General features: G+C 65.1%; 15 protein-coding genes. 10 read left to right on the top strand and 5 right to left on the bottom strand.

What is annotated here, in order from left to right:
* Positions 1-175 precede the first annotated feature (175 nt).
* A complete protein-coding gene (locus JQ586_RS16005; protein ID WP_212395553.1) occupies positions 176-712 on the bottom strand; it encodes a YcgN family cysteine cluster protein in 537 nt (178 codons plus the stop codon).
* Positions 713-987: 275 nt separating this feature from the next.
* Here JQ586_RS16005 and JQ586_RS16000 point away from each other — a divergent pair, with 275 nt between their 5' ends.
* From JQ586_RS16000 to JQ586_RS15990, 3 genes are read left to right on the top strand one after another with little or no spacing between them, the layout of a single operon-like run.
* Positions 988-3276, top strand: a complete 2289-nt coding sequence (locus JQ586_RS16000) for a transglycosylase domain-containing protein (RefSeq protein ID WP_212395552.1) — start codon at positions 988-990, stop codon at positions 3274-3276.
* A gap of 1 nt (position 3277) precedes the next feature.
* Complete coding sequence (locus JQ586_RS15995; RefSeq protein ID WP_212395551.1) at positions 3278-3856, top strand: DUF1214 domain-containing protein; 579 nt, start codon at positions 3278-3280, stop codon at positions 3854-3856.
* The gene (locus tag JQ586_RS15990; RefSeq protein WP_212395550.1) at positions 3853-4473 is read left to right on the top strand and encodes a DUF1254 domain-containing protein; all 621 of its coding nucleotides are present in this window, start codon (positions 3853-3855) and stop codon (positions 4471-4473) included. The genes JQ586_RS15995 and JQ586_RS15990 overlap by 4 nt, the downstream gene beginning before the upstream one ends.
* On the opposite strand, the gene JQ586_RS15985 is transcribed toward JQ586_RS15990, so the two are convergent.
* The gene (locus JQ586_RS15985) at positions 4470-5312 is read right to left on the bottom strand and encodes an MBL fold metallo-hydrolase (protein WP_212395549.1); all 843 of its coding nucleotides are present in this window, start codon (positions 5310-5312) and stop codon (positions 4470-4472) included. The two genes, JQ586_RS15990 and JQ586_RS15985, sit on opposite strands and share 4 nt — an antisense overlap.
* A 92-nt stretch (positions 5313-5404) precedes the next feature.
* On the opposite strand from JQ586_RS15985, the gene JQ586_RS15980 reads away from it, so the two are divergent.
* Positions 5405-6340 (top strand): LysR family transcriptional regulator, encoded by a 936-nt coding sequence (locus JQ586_RS15980; RefSeq protein WP_212395548.1) that lies wholly within the window; start codon positions 5405-5407, stop codon positions 6338-6340.
* Here the strand turns inward: JQ586_RS15980 and JQ586_RS15975 are convergent.
* Both JQ586_RS15975 and JQ586_RS15970 read right to left on the bottom strand, forming a co-directional pair.
* The gene (locus tag JQ586_RS15975; RefSeq protein WP_212395547.1) at positions 6258-7025 is read right to left on the bottom strand and encodes a hypothetical protein; all 768 of its coding nucleotides are present in this window, start codon (positions 7023-7025) and stop codon (positions 6258-6260) included. The genes JQ586_RS15980 and JQ586_RS15975 overlap by 83 nt on opposite strands.
* 16 nt (positions 7026-7041) lie before the next feature.
* On the bottom strand, positions 7042-7236 hold the full coding sequence (locus JQ586_RS15970) for a hypothetical protein (protein ID WP_212395546.1): 195 nt from the start codon (positions 7234-7236) through the stop codon (positions 7042-7044).
* A gap of 327 nt (positions 7237-7563) precedes the next feature.
* On the opposite strand from JQ586_RS15970, the gene JQ586_RS15965 reads away from it, so the two are divergent.
* The 3 genes from JQ586_RS15965 (at position 7564) to JQ586_RS15955 (ending at position 9385) form a co-directional block, all read left to right on the top strand.
* On the top strand, positions 7564-7821 hold the full coding sequence (locus JQ586_RS15965) for a hypothetical protein (RefSeq protein WP_212395545.1): 258 nt from the start codon (positions 7564-7566) through the stop codon (positions 7819-7821).
* 166 nt (positions 7822-7987) lie between these two features.
* Positions 7988-8938 (top strand): hypothetical protein, encoded by a 951-nt coding sequence (locus JQ586_RS15960; protein WP_212395544.1) that lies wholly within the window; start codon positions 7988-7990, stop codon positions 8936-8938.
* Between the two features lie 9 nt (positions 8939-8947).
* Positions 8948-9385 (top strand): hypothetical protein, encoded by a 438-nt coding sequence (locus tag JQ586_RS15955; protein ID WP_212395543.1) that lies wholly within the window; start codon positions 8948-8950, stop codon positions 9383-9385.
* 30 nt (positions 9386-9415) lie between these two features.
* Here the strand turns inward: JQ586_RS15955 and JQ586_RS15950 are convergent, their stop codons facing one another.
* Positions 9416-9592, bottom strand: coding sequence for a hypothetical protein (locus tag JQ586_RS15950; RefSeq protein WP_212395542.1), 177 nt, complete (start codon positions 9590-9592; stop codon positions 9416-9418).
* A gap of 388 nt (positions 9593-9980) precedes the next feature.
* Between JQ586_RS15950 and JQ586_RS15945 the strand changes: the two genes are divergently transcribed.
* The 3 genes from JQ586_RS15945 (at position 9981) to JQ586_RS15935 (ending at position 11523) form a co-directional block, all read left to right on the top strand.
* A complete protein-coding gene (locus JQ586_RS15945; protein WP_212395541.1) occupies positions 9981-10241 on the top strand; it encodes a hypothetical protein in 261 nt (86 codons plus the stop codon).
* A 10-nt stretch (positions 10242-10251) separates the two neighbouring features.
* Positions 10252-10551, top strand: a complete 300-nt coding sequence (locus JQ586_RS15940; protein WP_212395540.1) for a hypothetical protein — start codon at positions 10252-10254, stop codon at positions 10549-10551.
* 279 nt (positions 10552-10830) lie between these two features.
* A complete protein-coding gene (locus JQ586_RS15935; RefSeq protein WP_212395539.1) occupies positions 10831-11523 on the top strand; it encodes a recombinase family protein in 693 nt (230 codons plus the stop codon).
* Positions 11524-11712: the final 189 nt, after the last annotated feature.

Raw genomic sequence — 11712 nt, 5'->3', positions numbered from 1 at the left:
TATTGGTTGTCGTAACGCGGCTGCGCGGGGTGCGCCCGCGGTGGAATCATTCTGCGCTTTGCAATTTACGCAGCAATTCGTTCCTCAGGCAGGCACCCGCGCGCATGGGTGCATCCCGCAGGTGCGTCCTCGCAATGACGTGATCGCGAGCGACGCCGCGCAACGCCTGCCGGCGTCAGGTTTTGGACGTCTTGCCCGAGATCTTCGGCCGCTTCTTCAACCGGGCCTGCCTCGGCAGCAAGGCTGGCCAGCGTACGATGTGGTCCTCGAGATCGGCGTCGTTGACGTCGAGCTCGGTGCCCTGCACCCGGCCGCGCACCGAGACGCCCGCCTCATGAACGGTGTTGGGGTCGCCCGAGACCAGGGGGTGCCACCAATAGAGGTCCCGCCCCTCCGCCACGAGGCGGTAGCCGCAGCTCGGCGGCAGCCAGCTCAGTGTGCGGACGTTCTCGGGTGTCAGGCGGACACAATCCGGAACCTGGTCGGAGCGGTTCGGGTAGTCCTTGCAGGTGCAGAGGCCGGAATCGAGCAGCTTGCAGGAAATATGGGTGAAATAGATCTTCCCGGTGTCCTCGTCCTCGAGCTTTTCCAGGCAGCAGCGCGCGCAGCCGTCGCACAGGCTTTCCCATTCGGCGCTGGACATCTCTTCCAACGTCTTGGTTTTCCAGAAGAATCCCTCCTGGTCCGACGGGCGCTTGGGCGGTGCGGTCATGATTCCCTTGGAGTTGCCGATGCGCCTTTCTTGGGATGCCGCCGGTGGGTACGCAAGGGGGTGGTTTTGCGGGGCTGCAAAAGGTGGTGGGCAGAGTTAGGGCTTTCATTAAATTCACCAGCCGCGCCATTGGTTTATGGCCGCTGCTCGGATAGAACAGCCTCCGAGTCCCCAATGACGCAAAAGCGCCTTGGGTTTGCCGCAACATCCAAGCAAGACGCTCGTGGTGCCCTCGCGGAGCACTTGCAGCGCTGTCGAACTGATCAAGGGCCCCGGTGCGCCAGATCCTACCGCCGCATTGGAAGCAGAAGGTCCGGAACTTCTTCCTGGACCTCGATGCGCGCATCGACTCGACGCTGTTCTCGTCGGGCAAGGGCCTGCGCGAGCTCTACGAGCGCTATTCCACCTTCATGGACCGCTTCTATGTCGGCCGCTGGAAGCGCTGGGTCTTCATCGAGCCGCTTTCGGAAGCCGCGACCATCGGGCTCGGCGGCATGATCCTGCTGCTGACGCTCGCGATCCCCGCCTTCCGCGAGACCGCCGACGAGGACTGGCTGAAGAAGTCCGATCTCGCGGTGACGTTCCTCGACCGCTACGGCAACCCGATCGGCAGCCGCGGCATCAAGCACAATGACTCGATCCCGCTGGAGGATTTTCCGGACAATCTGATCAAGGCGACGCTTGCGACCGAAGATCGCCGCTTCTACGACCATTTCGGCATCGACGTGCCGGGTCTCGCCCGCGCGCTCGTCACCAACGCGCAGGCCGGCGGCGTCCGCCAGGGCGGTTCGTCGATCACCCAGCAGCTCGCCAAGAACCTGTTCCTGAACAATGAGCGCACCATCGAGCGCAAGGTGAAGGAAGCCTTCCTCGCGATCTGGCTCGAGACCCGCCTCACCAAGAACGAGATTTTGAAACTCTATCTCGACCGCGCCTATATGGGCGGCGGCACCTTCGGCGTCGACGGCGCGGCACATTTCTACTTCAACAAGTCGGTGCGCGACGTGAACCTGGCGGAAGCCGCGATGCTCGCGGGCCTGTTCAAGGCGCCGACCAAATACGCTCCGCACATCAACCTGCCTGCCGCGCGCGCCCGCGCCAACGTCGTGCTCGACAACCTCGTCGACGCCGGCTTCATGACAGAGGGCCAGGTGTTCGGCGCACGCCGCAATCCGGCGGTCGCCGTCGACCGGCGCGACGAGAACTCGCCGAACTACTATCTCGACTACGCCTTCGACGAGATGCGCAAGCTGGTCGATACCTTCCCGAAATCCTACACCGAGCGCGTGTTCGTGGTGCGCACCGCGATCGACATGAACGTGCAGCACGCCGCCGAGGATGCGATCGAGAACCAGCTCCGCCAGTTCGGACGCGATTATCACGCGACGCAGGCGGCGACCGTGGTGGCCGATCTCGACGGCGGCATCCGCGCGATGGTCGGCGGACGCGACTACGGCGCGAGCCAGTTCAACCGCGCCACCGACGCCTATCGCCAGCCCGGCTCGTCGTTCAAGCCCTACGTCTACACCACGGCGCTCCTGAACGGCTTCACGCCGAATTCGAAGATCGTCGACGGCCCGGTCTGCATCGGCAACTGGTGTCCGCAGAACTATGGCCACTCCTACACCGGCCTGATCACGCTGACGCAGGCGATCACCAACTCGATCAACGTCATCCCGGTGAAGCTGTCGATCGCGCTGGGCGGCAAGGCAGGACCGAAGGCGGGGCGCGCCAAGATCGTCGAGGTCGCGCGGCGCTTCGGCATCACGGCACCGCTGCCCGACACGCCGTCGATGCCGATCGGCTCCGACGAAGTGACCGTGATCGAGCACGCGGTCGCCTATGCGACCTTCCCGAACCGCGGCAAGGCGGTGACGCCGCATTCCGTGCTCGAGGTGCGCACGGGCACCGGCGATCTGGTGTGGCGCTGGGACCGCGACGGTCCGAAGCCCCGGCAGGCCATTCCGCCGAATATCGCTGCCGACATGGCGGGCATGATGAGCCACGTGGTGAGCGAAGGCACCGCGCGCCGCGCTGCGCTCGACGGCATTCCGACCGCGGGCAAGACCGGCACCACCAACGCGTATCGTGACGCCTGGTTCGTCGGCTACACCGGCAACTTCACCTGCGCGGTCTGGTACGGCAACGACGACTATTCGCCGACCAACCGCATGACGGGCGGCTCGCTGCCGGCGCAGACCTGGCACGACATCATGATCGCCGCGCATCAGGGCGTCGAGGTCCGGGAATTGCCGGGTGTCGGCATGGGCCAGAAGCTGCCGCCGCAGGCCAACGTCGCGGCCAACGCGGCGCCGAAGATCCTGGAGACCAAGCCCGGTCCGCCCCCGGTGCTGACCAAGCGCGGCGCCGATATCCTGGTGCAGGTCGAGAAGCTGCTCGACGACGCCGCCAGGACCGCCGGCAAGCCGACCGGCAAGACCACGCTGAACGACCCGTCCAAGGCGGCCAAGCCGGAATCGTCGAGCGCGCTGGCCTTCCCCGAGAACTATGTCGCCGCGGCCGGGCCGGACGGCGCGACAGCTGCCGTGCCGCGCAAGAACTGACGTGCGGCTGCTCCTCACCACCCTGCTGGCGCTCGTGATCGCCACCGCCGTCGGACTCGGCCTCACCTACGCGACGGCGACCCGCGGCACCGATATCGGCACATTGAAGATCGGCGCCTGGGTCGCGCGGCCGAAGAACGGCACCTCCGACGTCGACCCCTATTCGCGCGCCACGATCGCGCGCAGCGGCGAGCTGCCGATCGGGACCGGCGACGGCATCGCCTTCAGCACCACCACCGACGACAAGAACAAGCCGCTCGACGGCCGCTGCGACGTCGTCGTCAGCGGCGTGACGCCGGCGGCGCGGTTCTGGACGCTGACATTGTTCGACCGCAAGGGCCACCTCGTCGCCAACACGCTGCAACGTTACGGCTTCACCAGCCAGGAGATCATCCGCGCCTCCGATGGCACCTTCGAGATCCACATCGCCTCGCGCTCCCGCGCCGGCAACTGGCTGCCGACCGGCGGCATCGAGCGCTACGCGCTGATGCTGCGGCTCTACGACACCCCGGTCGGGGTCGCGACCCGCACCCAGCGCGACGCGCCGATGCCCGCGGTATCGACGGTGGGCTGCCCATGATCCGCATCGTCTTCACGATCCTGGCAGGCGTGCTGCTCGGCGGCGTGGTGCATCTCGTCAGCGTGCTGGCGTTGCCGCGCATCGCCTCGCAGGACGCCTATTCGCGGCTGACGCCGATGACGAAGCTCAACGAGGTGACGCAGCTGCCGCTGGCCGACCCGAACAATTCGCCGATGCCGCTGATGGACCCGGCGTTCGCGGTGGCGATCTGCCGCTACGATCTGTCGACCGGCCCGATCAAGCTCACCGTGCCGGTCAGCCAGGCCTATACGTCGGTGTCGTTCTACACCCGCAACGAGGTCGCCTATTACGCCATCAACGACCGCTCCGCCGGCAAGAAGGTGATCGAGCTCGATCTGATGACGGAAGCGCAGCACAACGACCTGCCGGAAGACGAGGAGGTCACGTCCGCCGACCGGCTGATCATCGATTCGCCGACGACGACGGGGCTGATCCTGCTGAAAGCGCTGGCGGCGGAGCCCGGCCTGATGCCGCAGGCGCAGGCCTCGCTCGCCGCCTCGAGCTGCAAGGTGCAGACCGAGCCCGTGGCGGCGAAGCAGGAGCCGCCGCCCCCGCCCCCGCCGGCACCTCCGCCGCCACCGGCCCGCAAGCGCTAGGCTGCTGGCGCGAGATGATGGGCGCAGAGGCAGGTCTCGTAGTCGACGGGGTCGTGGCTGCTCAGGATCGTCACGGCGTCGCCATGCGAGGCCTTCAGCTGCCGCAGCCGCTCCTGGTTCCGGATCCGCGCCGCGCGATCCATGTCGACGCGGCGCTGGAACAGGCCGAGCACGAACGGGACCCGCGGCCTGGCATCGAGCTGCGCGTGATGGAAATAGGCATCGCCCGCGTGCAGCACCCACCGGTCGCTGCCGCGCACCGCAATCCCGCAATGACCGAGCGTATGCCCCGGCAGCGGGATCATCAGGATGTCGGCCTCGCGGTCATCGAGCGCGCGCACGCCCTTGAAGCCGAACCAGTCCTCGCCGCCTTCGCCATAGAACGCCCAGTCCGGTCCATGCTGCCACTGCGCCGTGACGTAGCGCCCTTCCGGCGGCGCGATCCGATGCGTCACCGCCATGTCGTATTCCCTGCGATGGACGTGCACCTTCGCCTTCGGAAAATCCGGCACACCGCCGGCATGGTCGCGGTCGAGATGCGTCAACAGCAGGTGGCGCACATCGTCCGGAGAGAAGCCGAGCGCCTTGACCTGGCGGACCGCAGTCTCGGCCGGATCGAGCTTCGGCGTGGTCTGGCGCACCCATCTGCGTCCGAGCCGCGGCGGGTCGGCGATGTCGTCGAGCCCGATCCCGGTGTCGACGAGCACGAGGCCGTCATTGCTCTCGACCAGCAGGCAATGACAGACCATCCGCGCCCGCCGGAAAATGCCGCCGCTGCCGTTCACGAGCCGTTGTCCGATCGGGCACATGGTGCCGGTGTTGAGGTGGTGGATGCGCATGATGAGCCCTCTGGTGAAACCGGTGCATGGCTTGCCACTCGCAATACAATAGGTAAAATATCGTCTTCCTATCTATTCAATAGGAACAGCCTATGGATATCCGCGAGCTCCGCTACTTCGCCGCCGTCTACCGCGAGCGCAACCTGACCGCGGCGGCGAGGCGCTGCTTCATCTCGCAGCCGTCGATCTCGACGGCGATCACCAATCTTGAGGCCGAGCTCGGCACGACGCTGTTCATCCGGCACAAGAAGGGCATGGCTCCGACGGAATCCGCCGAGCAATTCCACGCCGTCGCCCGCCGCATCATCGACGAGGCCGATGCCGCGCGGAACCTGTTTCGCAAGCCCGCATCGCGGAGCGCGCTGACGCTCGGCCTGATGCGCACGCTCGATCAGGCGCGCACCATAGCGCTGCTGCGGCCGCTGACCGGCAACGCCGATCTCGCGTTGCGTCTCGTCGGCGCCAGCGAGAGAGCCGACGCAAGGATCGTCGCCAGGACCATCATCGACGCCGGCGAGCATTTCATCCCGCTCTGGACCGAGCGCTACGTCGCGGCGCTGCCGCCGTCACATCCGCTCACCCTGAAGGAAACGCTGCGGACCGCCGATTTCGCCGGCGTGGCGATGATCGACCGCTGCCACTGCGAGCAGCAGAATTTCTTCCGGCGCGGCGCGCCGCAGCGTCGACCGGTGGCGATCGCGGAATCCGAGGATTGGGCGATGGCCCTGGTTGCCGCCGGCGTCGGGGTCGCGATCGTCCCCGAAGGCGTCGCGCGCGGCAATCCGGACGTTGCGATACGTGCGATCGAGATCGACGTGACGCGCCAGGTCGGGCTCGCCTATCCGTCGACCCGCCCGCCATCGGATGCATTGAAGGAGTTCATTGCGACGCTACCGCGGCAGCACACCAGGGGCGGTCGCCGCACCAAGCCGCGGCCGAGCGGTGCTAGCCTTTCGACACCACGCCCTGGACGGGGGCCGGCCCGACTGCGACCGGCTGGGTCGCCGCAAGCCGGGCGAGTTCGTTGATCTGGCGGTCGGCATCCGCCGCCATGCCGTCGGGCGCCTGGATCACCAACCGCTCCAGCGCCCAGCGATAGGACGAGATCCGCCGCTCGATGCTCTGCTGGACCCACTGCACGATCAGCGCATTCTCTTCCATGCGCGCAACAGCGTCAGCGCGTTCGCGCGGTGACAGATCCGAGATCGCCTTCATGGCGGCATTGCGCTTGCGATCGAGGTCAAGCACCTGGACCGCGGTCGCGAAGAACGGCTCGAAGCGGGTGATGTCGTCGCGGACGTCGTCGATCAGGAGCGAGTAGCGCGAGGCCTGCGAGCGGTGCGGCTCGTCGATCAGATTGCGCCCATAGGTCGTGCGGTCGAACACCACATTCTGCCGCCACGGCGACGGCAGCGGCTGGTAGTCGCCGAACACGCTCTTCCACGCCGGGCGCGAATGCGGCGCCTCGATGAATTGATAGGCGAGATCGCGCAGCTGCCGCTCGTTCTCGGTGAGCTGGAATTGCGAAGCTTTCATGCCGACGCTGCCGGTCGTCTCGGCGCCGAGCCAGCGATGCATGTCGTCGTTGCGGAAGTCGGCACGGGTGCGGAAGAAATCGCCGCCGCTGCAGCCGCAGAGGGCTGCGCCCGCCAGCAGCAGGATCAGCGCCGGGAGTGATCGCCGGGCGACTGTCCGTTGCGCAAGCTCCGGCATGGCCGCATGCCCGCGATCAGGAGCGCCGTCGGCGACGCCGGCCCGGCGCAGTGCCCTGTTCCGGTCCGCGCCCGCCGCCGGTTTCCTCGACAGCGCGTTCGATCCGGACCACGGGAAGGATCAGCACCGTCCCCATGCTCTCGCTGGCGTCGTCCATCACGCTCGGCCGCCGCGTAGCCGCATCCGCCGGGAATTCGATGATGGTGCCCATATTCCGTTCTCTCTGGCCCCCGCACGGACATGATTTGCCCTGCGACGCCTGAATTAAGGATGGGTATGGTTAATGGCATCTTAATCGACGCCTACGTGCGGTTACGGATGTGGCGTTGTGCCTTATTTGACACGCGCAAATTCGAGCATTCGGCTTCACGGCTTGTTTTCCTTAACCACCTCTTCACGTTAACCCGTTGATCCGAAAGGCATCCGGTCCCTCGCCTCACGAGGAGGATGAATTGGTTGAAGATGTTTATGAGCTGCGAAAGCCGATGCCGAAGGAGTCCCGCTGGCTGATCGCCGCGTTGCTGATGGGGGCGAAGCCATGAGCGACACGCCAATCATGCCGCAGTCGATACGCGAGAAGATCGACGCCTCGCCCTACGCGGCCATGATGCCGCGTCTTGTTCACCTCATCCGGAACGGTAGTAGCCAACAGCAGAGTGTTGCACTTGACGTGCTCTGTATGATGGCCGCCACGGCCGATCGCGCCATCGCGCTGACGGCGCAGGTCGATGCCGCGCTCGCGAGGATCGATGAGCTGGAGGCCATGTGCCACGCTGCAATGGGGCGCCGGCAATGAGGGCGAAGCCATGAGCGACATGCGCCGCATAGAGATCGTTTGGGGAACCCTTTGCAGATGACTATCTGAATAGCAGAAGGCCCCCGGCTGGATACCGAGGGCCTTCAAAGAGAGAGCGGCCATCACTCCGCGCTCGACACCAACGGCTCACGGTGGAACAAGCACCATGAACTCCTTCTCATCTATTCGCCTGCATGCCGAAGATCAAGCCGACGATGCCGATCGGCTCGACGAAATCAACCTCGCCTTCGCCGCGGCTGCTCGCGAAGATGCCGAGCGCTTCGAGCAGATCCACGACATCGGCGGCAACACCGACAACTCCCACACCCGCGCCATCCGCGCCGCCGGTCGGCTTGCTGACGCGAAGAAGATCTTCGCCCATCGTGGCTGGGATGTTCTACCGCAGAACATCCGAGGCCAGCGCATCCTTGCATGGGGTGCCGACATGGCCTTCCTGGCCAGTCCGAACAATCCGAAGCGCAGCGTCAGGAACTGGTGCCGGAAATGGGCACCATGGCTGAAGCCGGCCGAGCTCGACAAGATCATCGCCGGCACCGGGACCACCAACAAGCGCTGGAACGATGACCAGTGCGCCGCCGTGCTCGTGATTACCGTCAGCGACCGCACTACTCTCGGCCTGCGATTCATCGGCGCCGAGGATGATCCGGATCACAAGGTACGGGACGACCTGAGGCGCGAGAAGAATGCGGCGTGCCAGAGGCGGCGCAGGGCCGCAAACAGTTCCGGCAGCAAGGCTGGCCGGCCTACATTGAACCTGACGGCGGAGCAGAAGAAGGCGCACGTCAGGGAACAGACTGCAAAGCGGAACGTGAGACTCCGAGCGAGACGGAAAAACCCGTCATCGCCTATAAGAGTCATAGGTGCAGTGACGGGATTTAGCGTCACGCAAAAGAGTCTCACACCTTGGCAGTCTCTCGGCATGAGCAAGGCCAGCTACTACCGGCGCAAGAAGGCTGGAACATTGCCGAGGCCGATCATGGTGCGGGCCATCGAGCCGCTCGACACCGACGGCATCGACTTCAGGGTGTTCGGCATCACCGGCATCACCATCAAGGCCGGAACACGCATCGTCAGCCAGTGGCGCGAGGCCGCGTAGGGAAACCCGATGCGCCCGGCGCCCAGCATGGAGGCCAGCGGCATGATCGACCCGAACCCGATGATCGATGACGACGAATACTGGCAGGCTCTACTCGACGAAGCCGCCGAGGAACATTGGGCCAACCTGCAGGCCAAGCAGCAAGCCGAGCAGGACGCCGCGCGCTGGGCCGAGCTGGAGGAGCAACGCGAAGCCGAGGAAGCCGAGGAGCGCGCCGTCGAGCGCGCGCTTGAACGCCGCCATGCCGAACTACGGCGAGCTGCATCTCGGCGACTGCTCGATCGACTGCTCGATGCCGCCAAGTCCGGCAACCTCGATGTGAAGGACCGCACCTATTGCGAGGAGATGGTCGCCTTCCACGAGACCGACTACACCCTGAGCCAGCGGCAGGTGAAGAAGGCTCTGGCGATCCTGGCCTCGCTCGATGACGTGCCGGTGGCGGCGTAGCGCGGCGCCGACAGCGACCGCGCGGGCACACTACTGCCTCATGTTGAGCGCGATATCGATGGCGGCAATCGCCTCGTCATACCGAAGCCGAACACGAGCGACATCCTCTGGAGTCGCCGGATAGTCATCAGACCACGCAAACGGCATTGCCTTCAGGCGCACATAGACCTCGCGCTGATCGAGCAGGTACTGGGTGTAGTTGTCCATGATCAAGTTCCTCAGATTACGATTCTCAGCGCAAGTGCGCCTTGGCCGCGATCCTTCAGGGTGATGGTTAAGGGTTTATTGGCGGAGGTCGCAGGGGCGAATCACCCAACGCAACCGGCACTGATTCGCGCCTCTGGCAACTGTGGGGATGGTGCCATTTTCTGTTGCGGACGAATCGTTCGCGCGTCACCCTGCATCAACTGTTCGGCGCGTATTCGCCGATAGGGCTCAGCGAAAAGCCGTCCCCGCTGCTACGGGAACGGCTTCGGGTATCGCCGAGCTTGGTGAGCGCGGGCCGTCGCTCTGGATGCCCTCCGGGGCGGCGGTCACCTCCACGCTAGGCTTCTGGTGATTCGTGTCAATCAGGTTGATGGGCGGGGGCGACAAGATGCAAGACACTCCAACTCCGTTAAATATGAAGCACCCTCGCTACAACGAGGCGATGGAACTTGCCGATTGGCGAATTGCCCACCTCGTCGAGCTCTACCAAACGTGGCTCAAAGCTCATCCTGACGCAGACAGCCAGCAGCGGGATGCGAGCGTGATGCGATACGCCGCTTATGTCGGAAGCAAGATGTCGTTCTTCAGGCGCAGCTATCTGGCGATCAAGTTGATGAAACGGACCGACTTGGGCGACACGCTGGAGTAGCTTCGGCATCATGATCACGCACGAGCAGATGCAAGCGCAGGCCAACGCCAACCCCGCAAACCGGGCGGCCTTCGATCAAGCAGTTGCCGCTGGTCTTCATCTCGCAGAAGTGGTGCTGGATCGTGACGGTGGTTTCTTTGCCCGCAGGCGCCACCGCAGAGCCTTGAGTGCCGTGGCCAGTACTGGGGAAGTCTTCGTCAATAGACTTGTCGATTCCGACGGCAACCCGCTCAGCGATGAGGATAAGCGCGTGGTCTATGGTTGGCTGACCGACTTCATCCAACTGCTGGTTCGTGTGCGGCTCGGGTAAGCCAGTACGCACCCGCCGGCATAGAGGGCGACAACAGACCCCCTCGCCCCGGAATATTTTACTTCGACCGCCATCGAAGTGTGGTTGCGCCCGATCGAGGATGTCGACACCGACACCCTGCCCGTCGCGATCGACCACGCCACCGACATCCGCGACCGCACCGACCAGACCACCGCGACCAGACAAGAGTGGTAACTTGGAGTTACCGCTCTTGAACACCAGCACGGATGGTGTTACGAATACCTCAACGAACGTTGAGATGTTTGTAACGAGGCGACTATGGCGCAGCATAACGGCAAGTTCATCGCCTATTACAGGGTTTCCACCGGCAAGCAGGGAAAGAGCGGGCTCGGCATCGAGGCCCAGCACGAGGCCGTCAGGACGTATCTCAACGGCGGCGATTGGTCGATCGTCGGCGAGTTCACCGAGATCGAGTCGGGCAAGCGTTCCGACAGGCCCGCGCTAGAGCAGGCGCTGGCCGCAGCGAGGCTGCATCGCGCCGCCCTCGTTGTCAGCAAGGTCGACCGCTTGACGCGCTCGGTGGCCTTCCTATCGCGCCTGCTAGAGGCCGGCGTCGACGTTCGCTTCGCCGACCTGCCGGCGATCGAGGGCGCGACCGGCCGGTTCATGCTCCAGCAAATGGTGGCCGTGGCCGAGCTGGAGGCGGGCTTGATCTCCGACCGAACCAAGAAGGCGCTGTCCGCGGCGAAGAAGCGCGGCACAGTGCTCGGCGGCTTCCGCGGCGTCGTGCCGGGACGCAAGATGCGGGAAGCCTCTAGGAAGGCGCTACAGGCGCGCTCGGCCGCAAGGGCTGCAGACATCGCCCCGGCGATCAAGGCGCTGCAGGATGCCGGGAAAACGAGCCTGCGGGAGATCGCGGCCGGTCTCAATGCGCAGGGTATCCCGACCGCGCGCGGCAACGGCACATGGTCCGCGGTGCAGGTCGCTCGCGTGCTGGAGCGATTGGACTGATCACCAGCCTGATTTAGGCGGTTGATCACGGTTACCGCCTAAATCGATCTCGACCACGGGCCGGGCCACGAGCCCGGCCTTCGCATGTCTGCGCCTTTAGGCGGTCGTCAGATGTGACCGCCTAAATATCGTCATGCAGTCGTGTCGGGCGACCACCAGTCAACAGGGCCGGCACCGACACCGCTTAGC

This window comes from Bradyrhizobium jicamae (assembly GCF_018130215.1).
In the GTDB taxonomy this organism is placed as follows: domain Bacteria; phylum Pseudomonadota; class Alphaproteobacteria; order Rhizobiales; family Xanthobacteraceae; genus Bradyrhizobium; species Bradyrhizobium jicamae_A.
The sequence above is the reverse complement of the archived record's forward strand: the minus strand, read 5'-3'. Positions and strand labels throughout refer to the sequence as shown.

Excerpts from the sequence above, each read along its gene's own strand:
- JQ586_RS16005 (WP_212395553.1), bottom strand. The coding sequence starts at position 712 with ATGACCGCACCGCCCAAGCGCCCGTCGGACCAGGAGGGATTCTTCTGG.
- JQ586_RS15990 (WP_212395550.1), top strand. The coding sequence starts at position 3,853 with ATGATCCGCATCGTCTTCACGATCCTGGCAGGCGTGCTGCTCGGCGGC.
- JQ586_RS15985 (WP_212395549.1), bottom strand. The coding sequence starts at position 5,312 with ATGCGCATCCACCACCTCAACACCGGCACCATGTGCCCGATCGGACAA.
- JQ586_RS15980 (WP_212395548.1), top strand. The coding sequence starts at position 5,405 with ATGGATATCCGCGAGCTCCGCTACTTCGCCGCCGTCTACCGCGAGCGC.
- JQ586_RS15975 (WP_212395547.1), bottom strand. The coding sequence starts at position 7,025 with ATGCCGGAGCTTGCGCAACGGACAGTCGCCCGGCGATCACTCCCGGCG.
- JQ586_RS15970 (WP_212395546.1), bottom strand. The coding sequence starts at position 7,236 with ATGGGCACCATCATCGAATTCCCGGCGGATGCGGCTACGCGGCGGCCG.
- JQ586_RS15965 (WP_212395545.1), top strand. The coding sequence starts at position 7,564 with ATGAGCGACACGCCAATCATGCCGCAGTCGATACGCGAGAAGATCGAC.
- JQ586_RS15960 (WP_212395544.1), top strand. The coding sequence starts at position 7,988 with ATGAACTCCTTCTCATCTATTCGCCTGCATGCCGAAGATCAAGCCGAC.
- JQ586_RS15955 (WP_212395543.1), top strand. The coding sequence starts at position 8,948 with ATGCGCCCGGCGCCCAGCATGGAGGCCAGCGGCATGATCGACCCGAAC.
- JQ586_RS15950 (WP_212395542.1), bottom strand. The coding sequence starts at position 9,592 with ATGGACAACTACACCCAGTACCTGCTCGATCAGCGCGAGGTCTATGTG.
- JQ586_RS15945 (WP_212395541.1), top strand. The coding sequence starts at position 9,981 with ATGCAAGACACTCCAACTCCGTTAAATATGAAGCACCCTCGCTACAAC.
- JQ586_RS15940 (WP_212395540.1), top strand. The coding sequence starts at position 10,252 with ATGATCACGCACGAGCAGATGCAAGCGCAGGCCAACGCCAACCCCGCA.
- JQ586_RS15935 (WP_212395539.1), top strand. The coding sequence starts at position 10,831 with ATGGCGCAGCATAACGGCAAGTTCATCGCCTATTACAGGGTTTCCACC.